The following is a 25,955-nucleotide window of genomic DNA, read 5'->3' on the forward strand; positions in this document are numbered from 1 at the left end:
GTTGATCGGGCCGGGCTTTTTGATGCGCCTGCCTCAGACGATCAGTGGCTTTGAATTCTTGATATGGCGGCGCAGCAGCTCTTTCGCGTCGCGCCCGTCCAGAAACCTGCGCGCACCAGATCGGGGTGACGGGTGCGGCTGGAACAGTTCCGGGAAAATCGCACGGATTTCGCGAAGCGCCGCCGGACTGATCGAGGCGAGGGCCTGCGTCCCTGTAAACAGCGATTCTGTCCAGCAGCCGTTCGATTCGACGATTTCGTGCCTGTCGAACAGGATGTGGTAGTAGCCGACGCCGTTCGCAGGATTGATGACCGCGATCCCCGGCATTCCGCATAAATGACGCGCCGCGACAAGCGCCTCTGCCTCGCCGGTCAGGCGCTCGGCGATTTTCGATCGGATCAGCACGCGGTGTTGCGGCGACACCAGCAGATCGCGGACCGGCAGCCCCGCGCCAAGCGCGCCCCTGCGGATCAGCACCGGCCGCAGGTTGGGCGCGATGTCCAGATGCCGCGCGCTGAGGTGACGCCCCCCGGTCCACGCCACCGGGCGCAGGCCGTGGTCGCGGGTCATCACCAGATCGCCCGCCTGCAGGCTTTCGACCGGCCGCGGGCCGGTGGCCGTGCGGATCAGCGTTCCGGTCGTGAAGCAAGGCTGGCTGAGATAGCTTGGCGGGATCGGACTTGCGGCGACGTCGATGATGGCCTTGCTGCCCGTGCGCGTCCAGTTATAGGTCTTGGTCGGATCGAATGGCGGATAGTCGGGCTGCACGGGAATGACCAGAACCGTGCTGCGGTCGCCGACCTCGACCGGCGTTGTGGTGCTGTTGCCGCCCTGATGCGGGAAGAAGACGTAGTAGGTCGCGGTCGAACCGGCCAGGGTTATCACGCTCAGCAGGCTCGATTTCATGGTGAGGATCTTTCCCTCGGCCAGCACTTGCCCGCCCAGTTCGGTATCCTTCAGCAGCGCCTGACCGATTTCCGCGTTCTTGTCGCTGGCTTCGAACTGCTGGTCATCGTCTGCAAGATAAATCGTCGTCTGTTCGGCAGCGCCGAATGTAAAGTTCTTCTGGCTCGCGAAGGGATAGCCGCTGGTCGATTTCACGGGCGCGGCAAAGGTATAGGCCTGGATCATGTAGGACATGCGCGTCTGGTATCCCCGGGCCGCAACATCATCTCGGCGCTGATCAGAAAACAACCGGAAGATGATTAAGAAATAGTTAACTCAATCGTTAATTTTTTATTTTCATTGTCCTATGGCCGCGATTGGCGCTAGCGTCGCGTTCGGAAACAACTTGGGGAAGGAGGCAGGCCATGCGTCTGACCTGGCTGGGACATGCAAGCTGGCGGCTGGAAATCGAGGATGCGGTGATCCTTATCGACCCGTGGCTGGACGGCAACCCGTCCTTTCCGGACGACCGCAAGGCCGACGCGGTCAGCGGTGCAACGCACATCCTGATTACGCATGGTCACGGCGACCACGCCTCGGAAGCCGTGGCGCTGGCGCAAGAACTGAAGGTTCCGGTCTCGGGGATCTATGACCTGATGCAGTATTGGGAGGGCGCGCACGGGATTGAAACCATCGGGTTCAACAAGGGCGGCACGGTCGATCTGGGCGGTGCGAAGGTGACGATGGTGAATGCAGCGCATTCCTCGTCCATGGCGGGCGCGGACGGTGCGCCGGTCTATGCGGGCCACGAATCCGGCTTCATGATCGCGGGCGAGGGCAAGACCATCTATTTCTCTGGCGATACGGATATCATGGCCGACATGGAATGGATGGGCGATCTGCACAAGCCCGATATCGGCATCCTTTCCATCGGCGGTCATTTCACGATGGACCCGGCGCGTGCGGCCTATGCGTCGAAGCGGTGGTTCGATTTCGACAGCATTGTCTGTTCTCACTATCTGACCTTCCCGTTTCTGGAACCCGATCTGGGGCCGCTTCGCGATCTTGGCGTCACGCTGATCGAACCGGAGGTCATGGTCCCCTTCAGCCCCTGATCGGGCCGGCGCGCCTTGCAGCGACTTGCGGGCGGGGCTAAACCGTCGCCAAGTTAAAGGAGCATCCATGTCCATCACGCAAGACGAGGCGCGCAAGGTCGCCCATCTGGCCCGGATCGCGGTCGAGGAGGAACATCTTCCCGCGCTCGCCGCAGAGCTGAACAATATCCTTCATTTCATGGAGCAGTTGAACGAGGTCGATGTCGAAGGTGTCGAGCCGATGACCGGCGTGACCCCGATGCGCCTGAAGCGTCGCGAGGATGTCGTGACGGATGGTGGTTACCCCGAAAAGATCCTCGCCAATGCGCCGGATGCGCGCGAGGGGTTCTTTGCCGTGCCGAAGGTGGTCGAATGAGCGATCTGAACAGGCTGACCATCGCCGAGGCCCGCGACGGGATGCGGGCAGGCAAGCTGAGCTCGGTCGAGCTGACCGAAGCATGCCTTAATGCAATCGACGGCGCGGGAACGCTGAATGCATTCGTCCACCAGACGCCGGAACTTGCGGTCGAAATGGCCAGGGTCGCGGACCATCGTATCAAGGCGGGCGACGGCGCGCCGATGACGGGCATTCCGCTGGGAATCAAGGACCTGTTCTGCACGAACGGGGTCGCGACACAGGCGGCGAGCAATATTCTGGACGGCTTCCGGCCGGAATATGAATCGACCGTGACGCAGAACCTTTGGGATGCGGGCGCGGTCATGCTGGGCAAGCTGAACATGGACGAATTCGCGATGGGGTCGTCGAACGAGACGAGCGCCTATGGCAATGCCGTCAATCCGTGGAAGGTCGATGACCGGCAATTGACGCCGGGCGGATCGTCGGGCGGCTCGGCCGCTGCCGTCGCGGCAGACCTTTGCCTGGCGGCGACCGGAACCGATACGGGCGGGTCGATCCGTCAGCCTGCCGCGTTCACGGGAACCGTCGGGCTGAAGCCGACTTACGGTCGCGTCAGCCGCTGGGGCACGATTGCCTTCGCGTCCAGTCTCGATCAGGCCGGCCCGATGACCAAGACCGTGCGTGACGCGGCGATCATGCTGGGGGCGATGGCCTCGGTCGATCCGAAGGATTCGACCTCTGCCGATATTCCGGTGCCTGATTTCGAAGCGGCGCTGACCGGCGATATTCGCGGCAAGAAGATCGGCATTCCCCGCGAATACCGCATGGACGGGATGCCTGCCGAGATTGATGCACTGTGGCAGAAGGGTGCCGAGATGCTGCGCGACGCAGGCGCCGAGATTGTCGATATCAGCCTGCCGCATACGAAATACGCGCTGCCGGCGTATTACGTTGTCGCGCCCGCCGAGGCATCGTCGAACCTTGCCCGTTATGACGGTGTGCGTTACGGGCGCCGCGCGAAGCTGGCGCAGGGCGACGGCGTCGTCGAGATGTATGAAAAAACCCGTGCCGAAGGCTTCGGGCCAGAGGTCAAGCGTCGCCTGATGATCGGCACTTACGTGCTTTCGGCAGGCTTCTATGACGCGTATTATAACCGCGCCCGCAAGGTGCGCGCGCTGATCAAGCGTGACTTCGAACAGGCTTATGCGGCAGGCGTGGACGCGATCCTGACGCCTGCTACGCCGTCCGCTGCGTTCGGGCTGGGTGAAATGTCCGGCAAGGACCCGGTCGAAATGTATCTGCTCGACGTGTTCACGGTGACGGTAAACCTTGCCGGTTTGCCGGGGATCTCGGTCCCGGTTGGCCTTGACGGACAGGGGCTTCCGCTTGGCTTGCAGCTTATTGGCCGGCCTTTCGAGGAAGGCGATTTGCTGAATCACGCCTATGTACTTGAACGAGCGGCCGGTTTCGCGGCAAAACCGGAACAGTGGTGGTAAAGTCCTGAAGGAGGGCGCGCGATGAAGAAGGTGGTTCTTGGATTGGCCTGCGCGCTTGGCGTATCAGCCTGTGCAGACGGAACCGGGCAGGTGCTGGACCCGAGATATCGTTTCAGCGGCGCGACCCCCTATGATCAGTACCGGGCGCAGCGCGAACTGGCACTGACCGGGCAGGGCGCGACCCCGACGACCGTTCCGAAGAAGCGGCCCTTCGCCGCGCCGACACCCGAACAGATCGCCTCGCCCACGGCATGGCAGCGGATCGAGGCGTCGCGTGCGCGCGCTGGCCAGGCTGCCGGGGCGCGTGGTGCAGGCGGTGGTTATTACGACCCCGCGACGGGCCGTCGCGTGACCGCTTCGGGCAATACGCGCAGCGCTGCTGTAACAGCCGCGACGCCCGCCGTGACGACCCATGCGGTGCCCCCGGCAACGGTGACAGAGGCCGAGGCCGACAGGTTGCGCCGCTATGCCGTCACCCAGAACCACCCCGTCGGCGAGATCGTTTATCCGCGTACGCGGGGCACGCAGACCGACGCGGCCCGCGCCTGCGCCCAGTTCCCCAATGCCGAAGCCGCGCAGCTCATGTTCCTGTCCTCGGGCGGGCCGCAGCGCGATCCGCTGGGAATGGACCCGGATGGCGACGGTTTCGTCTGTGAATGGGACCCGACCTATTACATGGCGGAACGCTGATGATCCTGCGCGCAGGCAGTGTCGCGGCGGAACATGTCGCAGGCTCGGCCCCGCGCATCGAGGAACGCTTCGGCGATGCCGCAGGCATGACGGGGATGGGTGTCAACGTCGTGACGCTCGCCCCCGGCGAACGCTCTGCCCAGAAGCACTGGCACTCGCATAGCGACGAATTTGTTCTGGTCCTTGAAGGAACGGCGACCGTCATCGAAGACGAATGCGCGACCGAAATCGGCCCCGGCGATATGGCGATCTGGCCAGCGGGCGTTACGGTTGCGCATCAAGTCGTCAACCAAGGCGAGACGCCGCTTCGCTATCTGTGTGCGGGAACCAACCCGCCAGCCGAAACCGTGCGCTACCCGGACGAGGGCGAGACGCTGTTTCTCGTTCATCCTGACTGGCATGTCATCGGCGATGACGGAACCATCCGGCGCAGTGGTCGCGAATGACGTTCCCCTCGCCGAACCACGGCGACAGGCGCGGTGGCGCCGTGCCGTCGCTGATCGTGATCCACTATACCGGCATGGCGGACGGGCCTTCGGCGCGGGACCGTCTGTGCGATCCCGCAGCCGAGGTCAGCGCGCATTGGCTGGTTCACGAGGACGGCACGACAGAGGCGCTGGTTCCCGAAGATCGCAGGGCTTGGCATGCCGGCGCGGGGGCGTGGCGCGGACAGGAAGACGTCAACTCCCGCTCGATCGGTATCGAACTGGTCAATCCCGGCAATCGCCCGTTTCCCGCAGCCCAGATGGATGCGCTAGAACTTCTGCTGGGGCGGATCATGGCGCGGTGGTCGATCGGACCCGGTGGCGTCATCGGCCATTCCGACATGGCCCCCGGCCGCAAGATTGACCCCGGCCCGCGCTTCGACTGGGCGCGGCTGGCGCGGCAGGGGCTTGCGATCCACCCGCAGGGTCCGGGCGATGACAGGCCGCTGCAGGACAGTCTGACCGCGATCGGCTATCCCGATGCCGGTGCCGAGGCCCGCCTTGCCGCGTTCCGCCTGCGCTTCCGGCCCGGCGCGACCGGGCCCGAGGACGCGGCCGACCGACGCCTTGCCGCCGCCGCCGCGGCGGCCTTTTCGCCGGCGCCCTGAGGCCCTTGCCCTTCGCTTCCCCCCGCTATAATCGCGGCGGATGGATGTTACCCGTTACCGCCCTCATGTAATCGCCACGCTGGCGCTTGGCCTGCCGCTTGTCGGCGGTCATCTGGCGCGCATGGCCATTGGCATCAGCGATACTGTCATGGTCGGCTGGTATGGGGTCGATGCGCTGGCGGCGCTTGTGCTCGCGACTTCGTTTCTGTTCATTTTCATGATGCTGGGCGCCGGATACGGTATCGGCGCGCTTGGTCTTCTGGCCTCTGCCCATGCGCGCGGCGACACGACCGAAATGCGACGGGCAACCCGCATGGCGCTGTGGCTTTCGACGATCCATGCCGCGATCATCATGCCTGCGCTGTGGTATTCAAAGCCGATCCTTCTGGCCTTGGGACAAGAGCAGATCGTGGCGCAACTGTCGCAGGACTATCTTCGCATCGCGGGCTGGGGTGCGGGGCTGACGCTGTGGGCGATGGTGATGAATTCATACCTCGCCTCGATGGAGCGGACGCAGGTTGTGCTGTGGCTGACTGTGGCCGGGCTGCCGCTGAACGTGCTGCTGAACTGGATGTTCATCTTCGGCAATCTCGGCGCGCCGGAACTGGGCGTGCGCGGCGCGGCCATCGCCTCGGTCGTGACGCAGGCGGTCACGCTGCTGGCGATCCTTTGCTATGCGCTGTGGCTGCCCCAGACCCGGCCCATCGCGCTTCTGCAGCGCTTCTGGCGCCCTGACTGGCCCGCCTTCCGCGCCATCTTCCGGCTGGGGATGCCTGTCGGGCTGACGCTGGTCGCGGAAATCGGAATGTTTGTCGGCAGCAATATCATGATGGGATGGTTTGGCACCGTGGCGCTGGCGGCGCATGGCATCGCGCTGCAGCTCGCCTCGATCACCTTCATGTTTCAGCTTGGCATGTCCAATGCCGCCACCATTCGCGCCGGTCAGGCACAGGGTCGTGCCGATATCGTGATGATGCGCGACGCGGCGCGCACGGTGATCTGGATCTCCGCCATTTTCGGCATCATGACCAGTGCGCTTTTCGTCATCGCGCCCGAGCCGCTGGTATCGCTTTACCTCGACCCGACCAATCCCGAAGCCGCGCCGATTCTGTCGCTTGCGGTCGGGCTGATGTTCTGGGCTGCGCTGTTTCAGCTTGCCGATGCGCTTCAGGTGCAGGCGCTTGGTCTGCTGCGCGGGGTTCAGGATACGCGCGTGCCGATGTGGCTGGCCGGGTTCAGCTATTGGCTGATCGGGCTGCCCGCCGGCTATCTTCTGGCATTTCCCGGCGGGATGGGTCCGGCGGGGCTGTGGGCCGGATTGCTGGCCGGGCTTTGCGTCGCGGCCGTGCTGATGCTGCGCCGCTTCTATGGGGGGCTTGCGCGCGGGGACTGGACCCCTGCGCCTGCCGCGCGCTAGTCTTTCGCCGAAATCCAAGGAGAGGTCGCCCATGCGTCCCGTTTTCGTGCAGTTCCGCTGCGCACCCGGCAAGACCTATGACGTCGCCGACGCCATCTATGACCGAGAGATCGTGTCCGAGTTGTATTCGACCTCGGGCGAATACGATCTGCTCGCCAAGGTTTACATTCCCGAAGATGCCGATGTCGGTCACTGGCTGAACGAGAATCTGTTCGGCATCGACGGCATCAACCGAACCCTGACCACGATGACATTCAAGGCGTTCTGAACCGGCGCATCGGCGCGGCACTTTCGCTTTGCCATCCGAGGTCTTAGGTTCCCGTCCAGAAGAAAGAGGTGGCCATGTCGTTCTTTTCCAAGCTGCGCGAGCGGCTGACCAAATCATCGTCAAAGATCGGGCAGGGGCTTGACGATCTGGTCGGCGAGGGCTCGCCCGAGCCGGAAGCGGCGGCCGCGCAACCTGACCGCGAAACCGCGCCTTCCGCTGGTGCGACGGCACCCGCGCCCCCGGCAGGCCCGGCATCTGCCAGTCCGGCGCAGTCACCCGCGGCAGAGCAGCCGCGCCGCAGCGATCCCGCGCCGATCCCGATGCCGGTGCCAGATGCTGCGCGCCCCGCGCCGACCCCTGCACAGGCCCCCGCACAGGCTCCCACGCCGGCCCCTGCGCCAGAGGCCACGAAAAAGCCCGGCCTGATGGGCCGTATCTTCGGAGGCGCAGCGCCCGCGCCCGCCGAGCCGAAGCGAGAGCTTGACGATGCGATGCTTGAGGAGCTTGAGGATACACTGGTGGCAGCCGATATGGGCGTCGATACCGCCCTGCGCGTGACCGCCAATATCGCCGAGGGAAGGATGGGGCGTCGGGTTTCGGCGAGCGAGCTGAAAACCCTTCTTGCCACTGAAATCACCCGGATCATGTCCCCAGTCGCCCGTCCGCTGCCGCTTTACCCCAAAAAGCCGCAGGTGGTGCTGGTCGTCGGAGTTAACGGCTCTGGCAAGACCACGACGATCGGCAAGCTTGCGAGCCAGTTCAAGGCGGCTGGGAAAAATGTTGTGATCGCTGCGGGTGATACATTCCGCGCTGCCGCCGTCGAACAGCTTCAGGTCTGGGGTCAGCGCGCCGGGGTTCCGGTGATGACCGCGCCCGAGGGATCGGACCCCGCAAGCCTAGCCTTCGATGCCATGACTCGCGCCGAGGCTGAGGGCGCGGACCTGCTGATGATCGACACCGCAGGCCGTCTGCAGAACCGCGCCGATCTGATGGAGGAACTGGCCAAGATCGTCCGGGTGATCCGCAAGAAAGACCCCTCGGCACCGCATAACACCCTGCTGGTGCTGGATGCGACGACAGGGCAGAACGCGCTGTCGCAGGTCGAGACTTTCCGCAAACTGGCCGATGTCTCGGGTCTGGTGATGACCAAGCTGGACGGCACGGCGCGCGGTGGCGTGCTGGTGGCGCTTGCCGACAAGTTCGGCCTGCCCATCCATGCCATCGGTGTGGGCGAGCAGATCGACGATCTTGACGCCTTCGAACCCGACGAATTCGCCCGCGCGCTCGTGGGGCTGTGATGTCGGGCCGCGTCCCTTCGGTCGCGGCCTTCGCCTTTGTCTCTGTCGCGCCTGCTGCGCTGCTGATCTGGGGTGCGGCCAATGGCGGCTGGACCATCTGGGCCGGGTTCTTGTGGATGGCGGTCGCCGCCCCGCTGGCAGATACGATCATCGCGCGTGGCTTTGGCGACGTGGAGGATGGCGCGCGCTTTCCGGGTGCGAATGCCCTGCTGGTCGTGCTGGCGATCATCCATCTTGATCTGCTTGTGGGGACGCTTCGCGCCTTCGCGAATGACTGGCTTAGCGGCCTGGAACGCGTCGCCCTGTTTCTTGGCGCGGGCATGTGGTTCGGGCAGGTCTCGAACTCTTTCGCGCATGAACTGATCCACCGTCGCAGCCGCGGCCTGTTCCGGCTGGGCGCGGCGGTCTATGTCTCGCTGCTGTTCGGGCACCATGTCAGCGCGCATCGGCTGGTGCATCATGTCCATGTGGCAACCGATGGCGATCCGAATTCTGCCCGCAAGGGCGAAAGCTTCTGGCGCTTCTTTCCGCGTGCTTGGTTCGGGTCGTTCAAGGCGGGCCTGATGGCGGAGAGGAAGCGGGCCGCGTCATCGGGGCGGCTGAACCCCTATGTTTTCTGGCTTGGCGGGGCGGTGCTTTGCATGGTTCTCGTGTGGAGCATTTTCGGACCGCGCGCGACGCTCGACTATCTGCTGCTGTGCCTTTACGCGCAGATGCAGCTGATGCTGTCGGACTATGTGCAGCATTATGGGCTGCGCCGCGCGCGCGATGATGGGCGGCCGGAACCTGTGGGGCCGCGCCACAGCTGGGACGCCCCGCATCCCTTTTCGTCACTGGCGATGGTCAATGCGCCGCGCCATTCCGACCACCATGCCCATCCGGGCCGCGAATATCCGGTGCTGCGGCTTGGTGCGGAAAAGCGCCCGATGTTGCCCTATTCGCTGCCAGTCATGGGCGCGATTGCGATGGTGCCGCCGTTGTGGCGGCGAGTGATGGACAGGCGGGTCCTGCGGATGAACTAGCAAGACGAGTGATAAGGCATGAGAACGGCGCTGTTTTTCCTCTATGTCGTGCTGTTTATCTATGCGCCTTTTGGCGCGCTTTGCGCGGTTCCGTTGCTGTTCTTCTTCTACTCGATGTTCGCCGGCGTGCTTTTTATGATGGGCAGTGTCGTGATGATGATTGCGGGCTACGTCTTTGCCCCCAAGGTCGCAGCCTGGCTGGGTGTATCCCCGGATATTTTCCTCTGAATCTGCAGCCGAGTTGGCGGGCCGGCCTACTGGCCGCGTGGCTTGGCGCGCAATGTCGGGTCGGCCTCGGTCGGGTCTTCGGGCCAAGGGTGACGGGGATAGCGCCCGCGCATGTCCTTCCTGACATCGGCGTAGGATCCGGCCCAGAAGCCCGGCAGGTCGGTCGTGACCGCAATGGGTTTCTGACCCGGTGAGAGCAGGGTCATCCGCAGGGGCTGGCGGCCGATCATCGGATGGCTGGTGACGCCGAAAACCTCTTGCAGGCGCAACTCGACTGAAGGGGTTTCAGCGTCATAGTCAATTGGCACCTGCCGCCCAAGCGGCGTGGTGAAATGGGCAGGGGCAAGCTTGTTCAACGTCTGCTGGCCGTCCCAGCCAAGCAGGTTCATCAAGGCTTGCGTCAGGTCCAGACCGCGAAGATCGCCCCGATTGCGGACCTTTCCAAGAAACGGCAGCAGCCAGTCACCATCGGCCAGCAAGCCCTCGTCGCTGACATCGGGACCGTCTGGCAGCAGCCTGATCCGGGCGCGCAGACGTGCGGCCTTGGCGCCCCATGGCAGGCCGTCGGCCCGGATTCCGTCCCATGCGGCGCGGGCGATAGCGTCCTCGTCTGGTTTTTCCAGCGGGCGTTCGGACAAGGTCAGCGCGCCCAGAAGCTCGCGACGGCGGGCGAGGATGCGGCCCTCTCGCGTTGACCATTCGACAGCGTCGCGGGACACGATCCGGCTTGTGAAAAGATCGCGGATTTCGGCCTCGGTGATGGGCAGGGCAAGGCGGATCTTCGATTCGCGGCCCTCGCCATCCAGATCGGTGGCGACAAGAAATGGCTCACCCGCCAGCGCATCGCCTTCAGGCAGCACGGCGCCGCGCCCGCCCGACAGAAGAAAGCGCGGCTGGTCGCCGGGACGGCGCATCCCGATCCGGTCGGGATAGGCAAGCGCGGCAGCAGCGCCGGGCGAAAGGGCGCGGGTTTCAGGGGCAAGCCGCGACAGGCGGCGGCCTTCCTGCCGGATGCGTTCCAGCGCACCGCGCGCGGCATCGTGACGCGCGGGATTTTCAAGCGCCCGCAGGCGCAGCGACAGGTCTGTGCCGACGCCGCGCAGCGGGTCGCGATCCTCCATCAGTGCTGCAAGCGGCGCAGCATCGCGCCCCGCGACGGCGAGCATATGGGCGATGCGCGGATGGACGGGAAGCGCCGCCAGATCGCGGCCATGAGGCGTGATCCGGTCGCCGCCATCCAGCGCACCCAGATCCCGAAGCAGCGCCCGCGCCTCGGTCAGGGCGGCATCCGGGGGCGGTGTCAGGAAGGCCATATCGTCGCCGTCGCTGCCCCAGTTCGCCAGTTCCAGCGCAAGGCCGGTCAGGTCTGCCACGGCGATTTCGGGGGGGGCGAAGGCGGGCAGGGTGCCTTCCTCGGCCCGTGCCCACATGCGATAGCAGATGCCCGGCGCGACGCGGCCCGCGCGGCCGCGGCGCTGTTCGGCCTCGGCCCGGCTGACGCGTTCAGTGACCAGTCGCGACATGCCCGAACCCGGGTCGAACCGCGCCCGCCGCGCGCGCCCCGCATCGACCACGACGCGCACGCCCGGAATGGTCAACGAGGTTTCCGCGATGGCCGTCGCCAGCACGATCTTGCGACGGTCGCCGGGGGACGACAGCGCGGCGCGTTGGGCCTTGAAATCCATTGCGCCGTAAAGTGGCGCAATCTCGACCGGCAGATCCGACAGGGCGGCGGCAACGCGGCGGATTTCACCCTCGCCGGGCAGGAAGGCCAGAATGGTGCCACCCGGATCGTCGCGCGTTTCAGCCTCTGCCTGCGTGATCAGGCGGGCGGCTTCGCTATCCAGACGGTGGCCCGCGGGCAGGAGGCGCGCGAGATAGCGCGTCTCGACCGGGAAGGCGCGGCCCATGCTTTCGATGATCGGCGCGCTGTCCAACAACGTCGCAACCGGCCCGGCATCCAGCGTGGCCGACATCACCAGAATGTGCAAATCGGGGCGTAAGGCCCCCCGCGCCTCCCACACGAGTGCAAGTCCCAGATCCGCATTCAGGCTGCGTTCGTGGAATTCGTCGAAGATCACGCAGCCGATCCCGTCAAGCGAAGGGTCCGATTGCAGCATTCGCGTCAGAATGCCCTCGGTCACGACCTCTATCCTGCGACCTGCCACGAAGTCGCCACGCATCCTGTAGCCTACGTCTTCGCCGGGCTTCTGGCCAAGGCCCTCGGCCAGTCGTTCGGCCGCGGCGCGCGCGGCAAGACGGCGCGGCTCCAGCACCAGGATCTTGCCCGGCACCTGATCCATCAGCGCAAGCGGCACCCGCGTCGTCTTGCCAGCGCCGGGCGGCGCAATCAGCACCGCGCGGCCATGCGTTTTCATGGCATCGGCCAGTTGCGGAAGGGCGTCGTCGATGGGCAGCGTATCGGTCATGAACCCGACATAGAGCAGCCGGGGCGGGTCGGAAACATCTGCATCGCACGAAACCCCATCCTAGCCATTCCCGCGCGTGGTTCTCGCCCAATTCGGGCGCTGGCGTGTCAAAGCGCAATGGCGCGGCCTACACATCCGCGCAACGAGCGCCTATCTTGCCGAAGCCGGCGATCCGGGGTTGAGGTGAACGATGGGACTTGGAAGTGATCTGCTGCGCGGCATCGGTGTCGGCGACCCGGTGATCCGGCTTGGGGTGACGGGGCTAAGCCGCGCGGGAAAGACGGTGTTCATCACATCGCTTGTCGCAAACCTCATGGATCGCGGTCGGATGACGGCGCTGAAGGCCGCCGCTGACGGGTCGATCAAGGCGGCCTGGTTGCAGCCGCAGCCCGACGATACGGTTCCGCGCTTTGAATTCGAAAACCATCTTGCCGCCCTGACCGGGCCAGAGCCGTATTGGCCCGAGGGGACGCGGCATATCTCGGAACTTCGGTTGTCCCTGCGGGTGCAGCCCTCGGGGCTGCTCAGCGGGTGGCGCAAGCCGCAGACCGTGCATATCGACATCGTCGATTACCCCGGCGAATGGCTTCTGGACCTGCGCCTGATGGAACGCAGCTATGACGAGTGGTCTGCCGAGGTGCTTTCGCGGATGCCGGGCAGGCCGGGTGCAGAGGATTATCTTGCCGCCCTTGCAGCCGTCGATCTGGATGCGCGTCTGGACGAGCAGACCGCCCAATCGCTTTCGGCGTCCTATACCGCGCATCTGCAGGCCGCGCGCGAGGCGGGCTGGTCCGATTGCACGCCGGGCCGCTTCCTTTTGCCGGGCGAGATGGCAGGATCGCCCGCGCTCACCTTCGCGCCCCTGCCGCCGGTCGAAGGCAAATCGCCGCTGCGCCGCGAATTCGCCCGCCGCTACGAGGCCTATAAATCGCGCATCGTGAAGCCTTTCTTCCGCGACCACTTCGCCCGCATCGACCGTCAGGTGGTGCTGGTCGATGTGCTGGGCGCGATCCATGCCGGGCCACCAGCGCTGGAAGATCTGCGCCGGACGATGGCCGATATCCTGTCCGCCTTCAATCCGGGCCGCACCGGCTGGCTGGCGCAATTGCTGGGCCTGCGCCGGGTCGAGCGCATCCTGTTCGCCGCCACCAAGGCCGATCACCTGCACCATACCCAGCATCCGCGACTGGCCAATATCGCCACCGCACTTCTGCGCGAGGCCCGCGACCGCGCCGATTTCGCGGGCGCGCGGACAGAAGCGATGGCGATTGCCTCGCTTCGCGCCACGACCGAGGCGATGATCGAACAGAACGGGCAGGATCTTCCTGCCGTGCGGGGCACGCTGATGGACGGGCGGCGCGCGGCCTTCTATCCGGGCGAGTTGCCTGCCGACCCGGCGCAACTTCTGGTGCCCGCGCGCGAAGGCAAGACCGAATGGCTGGACGGCGATTACGCCGCGATGAACTTCAGACCTGCCGCCGATACCTCGCGTCCGGGCGACGGGCCGCCCCATATCCGGCTGGACCGGGCCGCAGAATTTCTGATCGGAGATCGACTTTGACCGACCAACGACGCCACGGCCCCGTGCTGATAGAGCTTGACGAGGATACCCCCCGTCAGCGCGCCGACGCGAACCCCGCTGATGCGACCCCCATCGAGGATGCGCCGTCATCCCTGCCGCGACCTGCGACGATGGACCTGGTCACACGGCTGGCAGGTCGCGGTCCGTCGAAGCTGACGCGGTTTTTCTTCAACGCTGCTGCGGCGCTTCTGACATTTCTTCTGTCGGTCGCGGCACTGAATTACATCGACCGGCTGATGACCCGCTGGCCGATCCTTGGCTGGGTCGGGGTGGGGCTGTTTGCCCTGTTCACGCTGGCGGTGCTGGGGCTTGCCGTGCGCGAATACCGCGCCTGGGGCAGGTTTGCGCAGATCGACCATATCAACCGCGATGCCGGAAAAGCGCTTGCGGATGAGGATCTCGGCATGGCGCGCAGCGTGGTGAAGCGGCTCGATGCGATTTATGCCGAACGACCGCAGGCGCAGTGGGGGCGTACGACGCTGGCCGAGCGCGCGCCCGATGCCTTCGATGCCGAAACGCTTCTCATGCTGGCCGAGACGCAGCTTCTCGCGCCGCTCGATCAGGAGGCGCGGCGAGAGATCGAGGCTGCGGCGCGAACCGTCGCGACGGCGACCGCGCTCATTCCGCTGGCCTTCGCCGATGTCGCGGCGGCGCTGGCGGCGAATCTGCGCATGATCCGGCGCATGGCCGAAATCTATGGCGGACGCGCGGGTGCTGTCGGCGGCTGGCGGCTGGCGCGCACCGTGATGACCCATCTTGTGGCCACGGGCGCGGTCGCGGCGGGCGATGATCTGATCCATACGGTCGCAGGCGGCGGCCTTCTGTCCAAGGTGTCGCGCCGTTTCGGCGAGGGCGTCGTGAACGGTGCGCTGACCGCGCGTGTCGGCATCGCCGCGATGGAGGTCTGCCGTCCGCTGCCCTTTATCGCGCAGCCCCGGCCCAAGGTCGGCAATCTCGTCTCTCGCGGGCTTGCGGGCCTGTTCGGGACCGGCGAGGCGAAGGGCGAAACGACCGGCGATCCCCGCCCCGAAACCTGACGTCCCGCTCGCTCTGTCGCCCCCTTGAACCGGAAGCGTCGGCTCGTTACCTTGGGGCTAACTTGATATCGGAGGGCGTGACCATGGCGCCCAGGCGTCCCGCGGGTGCGGACGCGTTCCCGGCACCGAAGGTTGAGCCGTCAGGCACCCGCCCCCCCGATTCGGGGCCGCTATACGCAGCTTTGGATTTGGGAACAAACAGTTGCCGGATGCTGATTGCCCGACCGACGGGCAGTCAGTTCCAGGTTGTCGACAGCTTTTCGAAGCCGGTCCAGCTCGGTCAGGGGCTGGAGGCGTCGGGGCGGCTGTCACGTGCGTCCATGTCGCGCACCGTGCATGCCCTTCAGGTGTGCCGGCGCAAGCTGGAACAGCACAAGGTCCAGAACATGCGCCTTGTCGCGACCGAGGCGTGCCGCCGTGCGCGCAACAGCCGCGATTTCATGCGCATGATCCGGCGCGAAACCGGCCTGCCGATCGAGGTGATCGGCGCCGAGGAAGAGGCCCGCCTCGCCGTCATTTCCTGCGCGCCGCTGGTCAACCAGAAGACCGAGCAATTGCTGGTCGTCGACATCGGCGGCGGTTCGACCGAACTGGTCTGGATCGACCTTGGCGATGTGGAACCGCGCGAACGGTCGCGCGCGATCATGAAGCTGGGAAACGGCTTCTCCTCGGTCGAGCCGGGCGGCGCGCGCGTGGTGGACTGGATCAGCGTGCCCCTTGGCGTGGCGACCTTGCGCGACCAGTTCGCGGATGTGACCGACGATCCGGGACGTTTTGCGCTGATGAGCTGGTATTTCGAAGAAATGCTCGCGGATTTTGCGCCCTATGCGAAAGGGGCGCCGGATCGCGGTTTCCAGATCATCGGCACCTCGGGAACGGTTACAACGGTTGCCGCCAGCCATCTGGGGCTGAAACGCTATGACCGCACCAAGGTTGACGGTCTGACCATGACAAGCGCCGAAATCGACGCCGTGATCCGCAATTACCTTGCGCTTGGGCCGGAAGGGCGTCGCACCGATCCGCGCATCGGGCGCGAACGCCACGCGCTGATCATGTCGGGCGCGGCGATCTTGCAGACGCTGATGCGCATCTGGCCGACGCGCCGCCTGTCGGTCGCCGACCGTGGCCTGCGCGAGGGGCTGCTATATTCCCAGATGGTCCGCGACGGCGCGATCACCGATGACGAGATGAACGGGGTGACCTGATGGCGAAAAAGCCGGGCGGCGTGAACGGGCCACGCGAACGCAAATCCTCTGGCCGCGGGCAGCGCGATCTGCGGGTACGGGTAAAGTCTGCCAAGGGCCGCAAGCTCAGCAGCACGCTTTGGCTGGAACGGCAGCTGAACGATCCCTATGTGCAGCGCGCCAAGCGCGAAGGCTATCGCGGCCGCGCCGCCTTCAAGATCCTGGAACTGGACGACAAGTATCGCTTTCTCGTGCCCGGTGCGCGGGTTGTCGATCTGGGCTGCGCGCCCGGCGGCTGGTTGCAGGTTGCGATCCCGCGGATTAATGCGCTGGGCGAGAAATCCGGCAAGAAGCAGGGCCGTATCATCGGCGTCGATCTGCAGGAAATTGATCCGATTCCCGGCGCCGAAATCCATGTTCTGGATTTTCTTGAGGACGGCGCGGACGACAAGGTCAAGGCATGGCTGGGCGGCGAGGCCGATGTGGTCATGTCGGACATGGCGGCCTCGTCTTCTGGGCATCAGGGGACGGATCACCTGCGCATCGTGACGCTTGTCGAAGCTGCGGCAGAACTCGCGTTCGACGTGCTGGCACCGGGCGGCACGTTCGTGGCCAAGGTGCTGGCCGGCGGTGCCGAACAGTCGCTGCAGACCCTGCTCAAGCAGAATTTCGACAAGGTGGCCAATGTGAAGCCGCCGGCTTCGCGGTCCGATTCGTCCGAAAAATTCGTCGTAGCCACAGGCTTTCGCGGCAGGCAGTGCGCTCAGGGCGACGAAGCCCGGCCTGACGATCCGCAGTCCGACGACCCGCAGTCTGACGAATGAGCGAAGCCGTCTGAGCGGCCGCGATCAGGCGGCCGGGCCGACCCGCAGCGTATTCCACGCCTTCATCCGCGACCGGAACCAGATCCGCTGCGATTTCGCATATTGGCGCGTCGCGATAATGGCCCGCGATTTCGCGGTCTTGGCGTCGATTTCCTCGCGAAGATAGGCCGCGATCTCGGGTGCGCCGATGGCGCGGGTCCATTGCGCGCGCTCGTCCCAGACGGGCATCATCGCACGCACTTCATCGACCGCGCCGTCCTGCCACATCTGCGCGAATCGCACCAGAATACGCTTGGCCAGCCAGTCGCGGTCGGATTTCAGCACCAGACATGTCGCATCCTCGGGCGAGATCAGCGGTGGCGGCGTTTCCGTCTGCCAGTCCACGATGCTGCGCCCGGTCGCCTGCAGAACCTCCCAAGCGCGCTGCACGCGGGCGGGGTTGTTCAGGTCGATCTTCTCGCGCGAGGCGTCGTCAAGCCCGGCGATCATGTCCTGAAGCCCGCCACCGGCAAGGATCGCGTCGCCGGTATCGCGGATCTCGGGCGGGACCGGCGGAATATGCGCAAGGCCAGAGGTAAGCGCCGTCAGGTAAAGCCCGGTGCCGCCTGCCACGATCAGCCGCCCCTCGATTTTGGCGACATCGCCCAGCCAGTCGCCGACCGAATAGCTCTGGCCGGGATCGACATGCCCGTAAAGCGCATGGGGCGCTGCCGCCATATCCGCCGCGTCCGGTCGCGCGGTCAGCACGCGCCAGCAAGACCAGATCTGCATCGCATCGGCATTCACGATGGTGCCGCCCTGCGCTTCGGCAATCGCCAGCGCCAGCGCCGACTTGCCCGAGGCCGTCGGCCCCGCGATCACCACATGACGCTGCGGGTCGATCGTTTCGATCACTTGGCTGTAATCCGTGCCCATGACTGTCCATTCCGGCGGTTGAACCCGAACCCCTTTTGCGACATTTTGCGGCGCAGTTGAACCACTGGAAGGGAATCTCGATGAGCGAAGCGGAAACGAAGGCCCCGACCAGCTATGATCGCGTCATGCTGAAGATCTCGGGCGAGGCGCTGATGGGCGATCAGGGCTTCGGCCTTCACCCGCCGACCATCGCGCGCATCGCCGACGAGGTCGAATCGGTCACCGACCTTGGTGTCGAGGTCTGCATGGTCATCGGCGGCGGTAACATCTTCCGTGGCCTGCAGGGCAGCGCGCAGGGGATGGAACGCACGACCGCCGATTACATGGGGATGCTTGCCACCGTGATGAACGCGCTGGCAATGCAGTCGGCACTGGAAGCCAAGGGCATCCATACCCGCGTCATCACCGCCATCCGCATGGACGAGGTGGCAGAGCCATATATCCGCCGCCGCGCCGTGCGCCATCTGGAAAAGAAGCGCGTCATCATCTTTGCGGCGGGCACCGGCAACCCCTATTTCACCACCGATACTGCCGCCACCCTGCGGGCGTCCGAAATGAACTGCGAGGCGATCTTCAAGGGCACCAAGGTCGACGGGGTCTATGACAAGGACCCGAAGAAATTCGCCGATGCCGTGCGCTATGACGAAGTGACCTATGACGAGGCGTTGCAGAAGAACCTTGGTGTGATGGATGCCTCGGCCATTGCACTGGCGCGCGACAACAAGCTGCCGATCATCGTCTTTTCGCTGGACGAGCCGGGCGGCTTCCGCGGCATTCTGGCGGGCGAGGGGACTTACACCCGCGTCACGGACGGAAAGACGAAGCCGGGGCGCGAGGTGAAATCCTGACCCTGATCCCGTCCTGCCCACGCACGGTCAGCCGTGCGGCGGGAACGGGCGCGGGCTCTGTCACCTCCAGCCGGTGATCGCGCAGGATCATCGACAGAATAAGCGGGCCTTCCACCATCGCAAATCCCGCGCCGGGACAAACCCGCGCCCCCGCCGAAAAGGGAATGAAGGCGTTGCGCTGGCATGCCTTGCCGTTGGGCGTCTCCCACCGCGCCGGGTCGAAGCCGTCGGGGTTGTCCCACAACCGTTCGTGACGATGCAGATGCCAGGGCGACAGCACGATCTGGGCGCCTTTCGGGACATTCCGGTCGCGAAATTTCTCGGCACGGGTCGTCTCACGGACCATCATCGGCACCGGCGGATAAAGCCTCAAAGTCTCGCGGAATACGGCGCGGCTTAACTTCAGCTCGGAAATATCTGAAAAGGATGGCGTATCTGACAGCGTAAGCGCCTCTGCCGCGAGCCGCTCCTGCCAGTCGGGATGCGCCGCCAGCAGCCATGATGCCCAGGCCAGGGCCGAGGCGCTCGTCTCGTGACCGGCAAGAAAGAAGATCGCGACCTGATCGACCATTTCGGACCGGCTGAAACATTTGCCGGTCTGCGGGTCGGGTGTGGTCATGATCTTAGTCGCCAGATCGTCCGGCGCGTTGCCTGCCTCGATCTCGCGCGCGCGGGTGTCGACAAGCGTTTCGATCAGCCCTCTGATCCGTGCCGCCGTGGTCGTCGCGCGGCGTGAATGAAATCGCGGAAACCAGCCCGGCAGCGGCAGAAGCGCGCCGATATTTACGATGGGCTGCGCCTGCTGATGGTCGCGAAAGGCCGCGAAGACCTGCGCGGCCGTTTCATCTTCGATCGGAATAGAAAACAGCGTGCGAAAGATCACATCGGCGGCGGCATGAGAGGTCAGGGGTTCGATATCGACCTCGCCCTGCGGCATGCGCCGCGCCGCGGCGCGCGCCGCGTCGGCCATCTGCGGGAATATTTCTCGAAGGCGACCGCCCTCGAACGCCGGGTCGATGATGCGCCGCTGGTGCTGCCATTCCTCGCCATTCGTCACGAAGACCGACCGGCCAAGAAGCGGGGCCAACCCCTCGCGCAGGCGGTCGGATTTCGGAAAGTCGCCGGGACGCTCGCGCAGGACAAGGTTGACGAGGTCGGGATCGTTGCACAGGAAGCTGTGAATGGGCCCGGCACGGAATTCCGCCATCCATGCCCGGTAAAGCCTTGCGGGCAGCGCAGACAGAAGGTCGCGGCGGAAATGCCTGATATAGTGCAGAAGTCCGGTCCGGGCTTCGGAACTTTCCGGCTTCGGGGGGGTCATGGGTAATGCCAGCGATTGGCCGGCACGGCGATGCGTCCCGGCGAGTGGTGGCGGTTTGCAAAGCGTTCGGCAAGGCCAAGCGGCCCCGCCGTTATCTGGAAATAGTCATAATCGCCTGGGCGGTCGAAAGCGCACAGATACTGGAAATGCAGCCGGAACCAGCGGTGCCGCAAGGCACGCTGCTTTTCCGGCGAAAGCGTTTGCGTGAACGCCGCCGACAGCACCAGCGGTCCGCCGCCGCCTTCGGGCACACAGCGCGACACCGCGACCGGATCACACAATCCGAACGAGCAGGCATCGCCCGGCGCGCTGACATCGATCCAGACCGTCTGCGCAGCGGCCAGATCGTGCAGATCCCGTCGCAGTTGATCGGCGCGCGGCAGAAAGGACGCCATCGGCACGACATGGCCAAGGCTCAGAAGCGCGACCTGCTGCGGCAATCGCCCCGCGCGGGCAAGCTCCGCCAGCACCGACACCGCGATATAAGCGCCCGAGGAATGGCCGATCACCAGCACCTCATCCCAGTCCTGTGAACCGACCTCGGCCACGCGCTCGGCAAATTCGGCGATACGGGCCTGCAGCGCAGGTGGGTATGCGCCGCCGCTCTGCGCCGTGAACGCGTAGTCATGCATCAGGTAATATGCGAAAATCTTGCCATCCAGCTTGCGCCATTGCCGAAGGCCCAACACGAACACAACAAGCGCCACCGGCAGACCCAGCCACCACGTCGCAACCAGGGATACCAGCCACCCCGCCAGCCAGCCCGCCAATACGGCGGCCAGTGCCTGCGCCAGCAAAACGACAATCGGATAAAGTGCAGCCAGAACCGGCCCGCGTCGCAGCCGCATCAGTCGCCACAGCGCGCCCGACCCGATATAGGCCCATGCCGTGCGCGCGAGCTGGGCGTAAGTCGCCGGTATCGACTGCCCCATGGATCCCGCAACGATATCGGACCAGACAAGCACCTCGAATTCTGCCGTGGCGCTTTGATCGCCCGTCAGCGTCGTCGCGCCCCAGCCGAAGCCTGTGCGGTCGGTGCGCGCGCCGGTCGCAAGCCGATAGCCCGAAATCGCCGCCTGCTCGGCGCCTTCGCGTTTGAAAAGCTCTCGATAGCGGCGCGGCGGTATCGGGTCGTATCCGGGGATGTAGAGCACCCGCCTCTGCATCAGCGCGCCTTGCGCCGGGGCAGATCGCGCAGCATGACGGCGCGTGAATGTGACGCGAATTCGCGCCGCCAGGTCAGTGCGGTGACGAATGTGCTGGTCACGATCAGCCCCCACGGCCCCACAAGCCAGCCCAGTGCGGCAAGCGCGAAATAGATGCTGCGCAACCCGATATTGAAGCTGCGCGCGGCTGTGACGTTGATCTCTGCCGCCTGCTCGGCGCGGGGCAGCGCCAGCGGATCGGCGGGATCATTGGGGACCGACGCCATCATGATCGCGCAATAGCCGAACAGGCGGTGGGACCAGATGAACTTCAGCAGCGCATTCGCGACAAAGAACATCGCGACGATGACCTTGATCTGCCACAGCACTGTCGGCGACTGGCCCAGCTCCAGCTCTCCCGCGACCTGTCTCAGCCGCTCGGGGTTGCCGACAAGTGCCATGCCGCCCCCGATCGCGATCAGGCAGGCAGAGGCAAAGAAGGTCGGTCCCTCGCGAAGTGTCTGCAGGATTGCGCTGTCGAAGATGCGGGGCTGGCGCGTGATGAACTGACGCATCCATTCATGGCGGTAATGCACCGTCAGCGTCGTGACCGAGGGGCGCGATGCCGGTGGGTGTTCGGTCAGCCAGCCGATGCCCAGCCAGTTCCCGAAAAGCCAGATCAGCGCGACCACGTCCAGCGGTGTAAGCACCCAGATATGCGCAGGTATATCCATCGCTTCTTGATAGGGGCAGTTTCTCATGGTTGCCAGTCGCAAAGCGGCGCGCATATCATGTTCGCAGAACAGGCACTGCTGCGAGGAAACACGACATGCCCGAGCGGCCCGCACCCTGCCTTCCTGCCAATTCCGCAGCGCGAGGATGACCCGAGATGCAGATGCCGGAACCCGATACCAGCGTCATCGCCCGTCGCGACGCCATCGCGTCGCGGCTGCGGGCGGCTCTGGCCGACCGCGATGCCGTCCTGACCGGCCCGGCCGAGACGCGCGCCTATGAATGCGACGCGCTGTCGGCCTATCGCTGCCCGCCTTTGATGGTCGTGCTGCCATCGACCACGGCAGAAGTTTCCGCTGTCCTGAAGATCTGTGCCGAGGAAGGCGCGCCCGTCGTGCCGCGCGGGGCAGGGACCAGTCTTGCCGGCGGGTCCATGCCCACATCGGATGCCGTGCTGATCGGTCTGGCGCGGATGAATGCGGTGCTTGAAATCAGTTCCGCGGATCGCCTTGTCCGCGTGCAGACCGGGCGCACGAATCTGTCGGTCACGCAGGCCGTGGACGGGCAGGGGTTTTTCTATGCGCCTGACCCGTCATCCCAGCTTGCCTGCGCGATCGGTGGCAATATAGCGATGAATTCAGGCGGCGCGCATTGCCTGAAATATGGCGTGACCACCAATAACCTGCTCGGCGCAACGGTGGTGCTGATGGACGGCTCGGTCGTTGAGCTGGGCGGGCCGATGGGCGAAGGTGCGGGGTTGGATCTGCTGGGTCTGATCTGCGGGTCCGAGGGTCAGCTTGGCATCGTGACCGAGGCGACGCTGCGCATCCTGCCAAAGCCTGCCGGCGCGCGGCCCGTGCTGATCGCCTTTGACAGTCCCGTGACCGCCGGGGCCTGCGTCGCGGCGATCATCCGATCCGGCATCCTGCCGGTCGCCATCGAATTCATGGACCGCCCTTGCATCGCCGCGACCGAGGACTTCTGCGGCGCAGGCTATCCCGATTGCGAGGCGCTGCTGATCGTCGAGGTCGAGGGCACGCCCGCCGAAATCGACGAACAACTCTCGCTGATCCGCGAAATAGCCGAAAGCTTCGCCCCGCTGGAATTCCGCGAATCCCGGTCCGAGGAGGAATCGCGCCGCATCTGGCTGGGCCGCAAATCCGCCTTCGGCGCTATGGGCGTCATCAGCGACTATATGTGCCTGGACGGCACGATCCCGGTCAGCCGGCTGCCCGACGTGCTGGCCGGCATCGGCGAACTTTCAGCCAGGGCAGGGCTTCGCGTCGCCAATGTCTTTCATGCCGGTGACGGCAACATGCATCCGCTGATCCTTTATGACGCCAACACACCCGGCGATCTGGAGCGTTGCGAGGCATTGGGGGCCGATATTCTGCGCCTCTGTGTCGAGGTTGATGGTTGCCTGACCGGCGAACACGGCGTCGGGGTGGAAAAGCGCGAGCTGATGGGCGCACAATATTCCGATGCCGATCTGGAGGCACAAATGGCCGTGAAGGACGTGTTCGATCCCGGCTGGCACCTGAACGCGGCCAAGGTCTTTCCGCTGGACGCCTCTGCGCGGCGCCGGGGGCGGCATGCAGCCTGAAACTGAGGCCGATCTTGCTGCCATGATCCGCGCGGCAAAGGCACCCCTCCGCATCACCGGCGGCGGCACACGTGCGCTGCCGGACGAAGTCGGTGAGCCGTTGCACATGGCCGGGCTGAGCGGGATCGCCCTGTATGAACCCGAGGCGCTGACACTGGTCGCGCGGGCCGGAACCCCCTTGGCCGAGATAGAGGCCGCGCTCGCGTCAGAAGGTCAGATGCTGGCATTCGAACCCGATCCGCGCCCCGGTTCGACAATCGGGGGCGTGGCGGCGACGAATGCCTCTGGCCCGCGCAGACTTTCGGCCGGGGCGTGCCGCGATGCGATGCTGGGCGTGCGTTTTGTCACGGGCGACGGCGAAATCGTGAAGAATGGCGGGCGCGTGATGAAGAACGTGACGGGCTATGATCTGGTAAAGCTGATGGCGGGGTCGCGCGGTCAGTTGGGCGCGATTACGGAAGTGGCGCTGAAAACGGCGCCCATCCCGCCCGTCCGCGCGACCCTGCGCCTTCGCGCGCGGGACGACACCAGCGCGATTGCGGTCATGGTGACGGCCATGAGCGGGCCTTTTGACGTGACGGGTGCGGGGCGCTTGCCCGATGGCAACGTGATCCTGCGGCTGGAGGGACTGCCGGGATCGGTTGAAATCCGCGCCGGGATGCTGCGCGATGCCGTGGCGAAACATGGCGATGCGGACATACTGGAAGGCGATGCCGATTTCGCCATGTTGCGCGATTTTGCTGCGGGCGCGACCGGACCGCTTTGGCGGATGGTGCTGAGACCGTCCGATGCGGCACAGATGCTGGCCGGGCTTCCGGGCAGACATGCTGTCGATTGGGGCGGCGCGCTGATCTGGGCCGAGGCCCCGCCCGACTGGATGCCCGATCTGCCACCCGGCGCACGCGCCACCCGCCTGCGCGGCGATGCCGCCAGCCTGCCGGAAACCGACCCCGTCACCGCGCGGCTAAATGCCGGGCTGAAACAGAAATTCGACCCGCGCGGCATTTTCGGGGGCGCTCCATGAAAACCGAGTTCACGCCCGAACAGCTTGCCGATCCCGATCTGGCCCGGGCCAACAAGATCCTGCGTTCGTGCGTGCATTGTGGTTTTTGCACAGCGACTTGCCCGACATTCCTCATCCGCGGGGATGAACTCGACAGCCCGCGCGGGCGCATCTATCTGATGAAGGAGATGCTGGAAACCGGGCGTCCCGCCGACGAAAAGACGGTGATGCATATCGACCGCTGTCTGGGCTGCCTTGCCTGCATGACGACCTGCCCCTCTGGCGTGCATTACGCGCATCTTCTGGAAATCGGCAAAGCGCATATCGAGGCGACTTACCGCCGCCCGTGGCGTGACCGGGCGCTGCGCTGGATGCTCGCGAAGATCGTGCCGCATGCCGGGCGTTTCCGTCTGGCGATGCGCGGTGCCCGGATCGCCCGGCCGTTTCGCGCGCTGATGCCGGATGCGCGTTTGCGCGCGATGCTGGAAATTGCGCCGCCCGCCCTGCCGCCGGTCAGCCGCAACGATCAGGCACAGGTTTTCGCCCCCACTGGCGCAAAACGCGCCCGCGTCGCGCTGATGATCGGCTGCGCGCAGCGCGCGCTGAACACGGATATCAACGATGCGACCATCCGTCTGCTGCGCCGCGCGGGCTGCGAGGTGGTGATCCCGAAGGATTTCGGCTGCTGCGGCGCGATGACGCTGCATATGGGGCGCGACAACGAGGGGCGCGCGACCGCACGCGCAGCCATCGCCAGCCTGATCGCGGCAGATCGCGAAAGCCCGCTGGATGCTGTGATTATCAACACCTCGGGCTGCGGGACGACGATCAAGGATTACGGGCATATGTTCCCCGATGATCCCGACGCCGCGCGCGTCTCGGCACTGGCAAAGGACGTGACCGAATTCTTCGAGGTGTTCGGTCTGCCCGAGGTGACGCCCAAGGCGGCCCGCGTGGCCTATCACTCGGCCTGCTCGCTGCAGCACGGCCAACAGGTCAAGACCGCGCCGAAAACCCTGCTTTCGCAGGCGGGCTTTACCGTGGTTGAACCGGAAAACCCGCATCTCTGCTGCGGCTCGGCAGGGACGTATAATCTGTTGCAACCGGAACTGTCGGGCGCGTTGAAATCGCGCAAGCTGGCGACGCTCGCGGCGACAAAGCCCGAGATCATCGCGGCAGGCAATATCGGCTGCATGGTCCAGATCGGGTCGGGCACCGAAACCCCGGTCGTCCATACGGTAGAGCTGCTGGACTGGGCGACCGGCGGGCCGAAACCGGCGGCGCTATCGGCCTGACGTCACGCGTCATTTGGCGGTTTGCGGGCGGTGTACGTGCTGTGCACAGCCGGTGGACGGCCTGCGCGGTGCGGTTTTACCCCTCTTGAAACCATCGAAATCAATCCCAGATTCGCCCTGCGGGACGCCGCAAGGGTCTCGTCAAACGCCGCCCGGTCATCCGGGGGCATCACATAGGCATCGCTTCG

At 65.3% G+C, this 25,955-nt stretch carries 25 protein-coding genes; 19 read left to right on the forward strand and 6 right to left on the reverse strand.

All coding sequences use genetic code 11. The features are described 5' to 3' along the window. Window positions 1–33 precede the first annotated feature (33 nt). Entirely contained in the window at window positions 34–1,140 is a 1,107-nt protein-coding gene (locus tag FQV27_RS00910; protein ID WP_246132954.1) for a Hint domain-containing protein, read from the reverse strand. A 170-nt stretch (window positions 1,141–1,310) separates the two neighbouring features. Between FQV27_RS00910 and FQV27_RS00915 the strand changes: the two genes are divergently transcribed. The 11 genes from FQV27_RS00915 (at window position 1,311) to FQV27_RS00965 (ending at window position 9,849) form a co-directional block, all read left to right on the forward strand. After that, complete coding sequence (locus tag FQV27_RS00915) at window positions 1,311–2,000, forward strand: metal-dependent hydrolase (RefSeq protein WP_147095846.1); 690 nt, start codon at window positions 1,311–1,313, stop codon at window positions 1,998–2,000. 67 nt (window positions 2,001–2,067) lie between these two features. Then, complete coding sequence (gene gatC, locus FQV27_RS00920; protein WP_147095848.1) at window positions 2,068–2,355, forward strand: Asp-tRNA(Asn)/Glu-tRNA(Gln) amidotransferase subunit GatC; 288 nt, start codon at window positions 2,068–2,070, stop codon at window positions 2,353–2,355. Beyond that, a complete protein-coding gene (gatA, locus tag FQV27_RS00925; protein WP_147095850.1) occupies window positions 2,352–3,833 on the forward strand; it encodes an Asp-tRNA(Asn)/Glu-tRNA(Gln) amidotransferase subunit GatA in 1,482 nt (493 codons plus the stop codon). Before gatC ends, gatA begins: the two co-directional genes overlap by 4 nt. 21 nt (window positions 3,834–3,854) lie before the next feature. Continuing rightward, entirely contained in the window at window positions 3,855–4,523 is a 669-nt protein-coding gene (locus FQV27_RS00930) for a hypothetical protein (RefSeq protein ID WP_147095852.1), read from the forward strand. Further along, a complete protein-coding gene (locus FQV27_RS00935; RefSeq protein ID WP_186827175.1) occupies window positions 4,523–4,969 on the forward strand; it encodes a cupin domain-containing protein in 447 nt (148 codons plus the stop codon). Before FQV27_RS00930 ends, FQV27_RS00935 begins: the two co-directional genes overlap by 1 nt. Continuing rightward, window positions 4,966–5,616 carry an N-acetylmuramoyl-L-alanine amidase gene (locus tag FQV27_RS00940; protein WP_147095857.1) on the forward strand — a complete coding sequence of 217 codons (651 nt, stop codon included), beginning with the start codon at window positions 4,966–4,968 and terminating at the stop codon, window positions 5,614–5,616. Before FQV27_RS00935 ends, FQV27_RS00940 begins: the two co-directional genes overlap by 4 nt. A gap of 40 nt (window positions 5,617–5,656) precedes the next feature. After that, window positions 5,657–7,033 carry an MATE family efflux transporter gene (locus FQV27_RS00945; protein WP_147095859.1) on the forward strand — a complete coding sequence of 459 codons (1,377 nt, stop codon included), beginning with the start codon at window positions 5,657–5,659 and terminating at the stop codon, window positions 7,031–7,033. A 31-nt stretch (window positions 7,034–7,064) separates the two neighbouring features. Continuing rightward, complete coding sequence (locus FQV27_RS00950; protein ID WP_147095861.1) at window positions 7,065–7,301, forward strand: Lrp/AsnC ligand binding domain-containing protein; 237 nt, start codon at window positions 7,065–7,067, stop codon at window positions 7,299–7,301. 74 nt (window positions 7,302–7,375) lie between these two features. After that, entirely contained in the window at window positions 7,376–8,599 is a 1,224-nt protein-coding gene (ftsY, locus tag FQV27_RS00955; RefSeq protein WP_147095863.1) for a signal recognition particle-docking protein FtsY, read from the forward strand. Continuing rightward, the gene (locus tag FQV27_RS00960) at window positions 8,599–9,621 is read left to right on the forward strand and encodes an alkane 1-monooxygenase (protein WP_147095865.1); all 1,023 of its coding nucleotides are present in this window, start codon (window positions 8,599–8,601) and stop codon (window positions 9,619–9,621) included. Before ftsY ends, FQV27_RS00960 begins: the two co-directional genes overlap by 1 nt. Window positions 9,622–9,639: 18 nt before the next feature. Beyond that, window positions 9,640–9,849, forward strand: coding sequence for a hypothetical protein (locus FQV27_RS00965; protein ID WP_147095867.1), 210 nt, complete (start codon window positions 9,640–9,642; stop codon window positions 9,847–9,849). Between the two features lie 26 nt (window positions 9,850–9,875). Here the strand turns inward: FQV27_RS00965 and hrpB are convergent, their stop codons facing one another. Further along, entirely contained in the window at window positions 9,876–12,278 is a 2,403-nt protein-coding gene (hrpB, locus tag FQV27_RS00970) for an ATP-dependent helicase HrpB (protein WP_147095869.1), read from the reverse strand. 190 nt (window positions 12,279–12,468) lie between these two features. Here hrpB and FQV27_RS00975 point away from each other — a divergent pair, with 190 nt between their 5' ends. From FQV27_RS00975 to FQV27_RS00990, 4 genes are all read left to right on the forward strand, one after another. Beyond that, the gene (locus FQV27_RS00975; protein WP_147095872.1) at window positions 12,469–13,839 is read left to right on the forward strand and encodes a YcjX family GTP-binding protein; all 1,371 of its coding nucleotides are present in this window, start codon (window positions 12,469–12,471) and stop codon (window positions 13,837–13,839) included. Next, the gene (locus tag FQV27_RS00980; RefSeq protein WP_147095874.1) at window positions 13,836–14,897 is read left to right on the forward strand and encodes a YcjF family protein; all 1,062 of its coding nucleotides are present in this window, start codon (window positions 13,836–13,838) and stop codon (window positions 14,895–14,897) included. Before FQV27_RS00975 ends, FQV27_RS00980 begins: the two co-directional genes overlap by 4 nt. 83 nt (window positions 14,898–14,980) lie before the next feature. After that, window positions 14,981–16,102, forward strand: a complete 1,122-nt coding sequence (locus FQV27_RS00985) for a Ppx/GppA phosphatase family protein (protein ID WP_147095876.1) — start codon at window positions 14,981–14,983, stop codon at window positions 16,100–16,102. After that, complete coding sequence (locus tag FQV27_RS00990) at window positions 16,102–16,905, forward strand: RlmE family RNA methyltransferase (protein ID WP_147095878.1); 804 nt, start codon at window positions 16,102–16,104, stop codon at window positions 16,903–16,905. Before FQV27_RS00985 ends, FQV27_RS00990 begins: the two co-directional genes overlap by 1 nt. Before the next feature lie 24 nt (window positions 16,906–16,929). Here FQV27_RS00990 and miaA read toward each other — a convergent pair whose 3' ends face one another. Beyond that, a complete protein-coding gene (gene miaA / locus FQV27_RS00995) occupies window positions 16,930–17,820 on the reverse strand; it encodes a tRNA (adenosine(37)-N6)-dimethylallyltransferase MiaA (protein WP_147095880.1) in 891 nt (296 codons plus the stop codon). 80 nt (window positions 17,821–17,900) lie between these two features. Between miaA and pyrH the strand changes: the two genes are divergently transcribed. Continuing rightward, window positions 17,901–18,668, forward strand: coding sequence for a UMP kinase (gene pyrH, locus FQV27_RS01000; RefSeq protein ID WP_147095882.1), 768 nt, complete (start codon window positions 17,901–17,903; stop codon window positions 18,666–18,668). Here the strand turns inward: pyrH and FQV27_RS01005 are convergent. From FQV27_RS01005 to FQV27_RS01015, 3 genes are read right to left on the reverse strand one after another with little or no spacing between them, the layout of a single operon-like run. Next, window positions 18,625–19,989: a cytochrome P450 gene (locus FQV27_RS01005; RefSeq protein ID WP_147095884.1), complete on the reverse strand. Its 1,365-nt coding sequence runs from the start codon at window positions 19,987–19,989 to the stop codon at window positions 18,625–18,627. The genes pyrH and FQV27_RS01005 overlap by 44 nt on opposite strands. Beyond that, window positions 19,986–21,155, reverse strand: a complete 1,170-nt coding sequence (locus FQV27_RS01010; RefSeq protein ID WP_147095886.1) for a hypothetical protein — start codon at window positions 21,153–21,155, stop codon at window positions 19,986–19,988. The genes FQV27_RS01005 and FQV27_RS01010 overlap by 4 nt, the downstream gene beginning before the upstream one ends. Next, window positions 21,155–21,868: a DUF599 domain-containing protein gene (locus FQV27_RS01015; protein WP_147095888.1), complete on the reverse strand. Its 714-nt coding sequence runs from the start codon at window positions 21,866–21,868 to the stop codon at window positions 21,155–21,157. Before FQV27_RS01015 ends, FQV27_RS01010 begins: the two co-directional genes overlap by 1 nt. Before the next feature lie 155 nt (window positions 21,869–22,023). Here FQV27_RS01015 and FQV27_RS01020 point away from each other — a divergent pair, with 155 nt between their 5' ends. From FQV27_RS01020 to glcF, 3 genes are read left to right on the forward strand one after another with little or no spacing between them, the layout of a single operon-like run. After that, the gene (locus FQV27_RS01020) at window positions 22,024–23,469 is read left to right on the forward strand and encodes an FAD-linked oxidase C-terminal domain-containing protein (protein ID WP_147095890.1); all 1,446 of its coding nucleotides are present in this window, start codon (window positions 22,024–22,026) and stop codon (window positions 23,467–23,469) included. Beyond that, window positions 23,459–24,493 (forward strand): FAD-binding protein, encoded by a 1,035-nt coding sequence (locus tag FQV27_RS01025; RefSeq protein ID WP_147095892.1) that lies wholly within the window; start codon window positions 23,459–23,461, stop codon window positions 24,491–24,493. Before FQV27_RS01020 ends, FQV27_RS01025 begins: the two co-directional genes overlap by 11 nt. Beyond that, entirely contained in the window at window positions 24,490–25,767 is a 1,278-nt protein-coding gene (gene glcF, locus FQV27_RS01030) for a glycolate oxidase subunit GlcF (RefSeq protein ID WP_147095894.1), read from the forward strand. The genes FQV27_RS01025 and glcF overlap by 4 nt, the downstream gene beginning before the upstream one ends. Window positions 25,768–25,955 lie beyond the last annotated feature (188 nt).

Source organism: Paracoccus aurantiacus (genome assembly GCF_007993065.1).
Lineage (GTDB): Bacteria > Pseudomonadota > Alphaproteobacteria > Rhodobacterales > Rhodobacteraceae > Paracoccus > Paracoccus aurantiacus.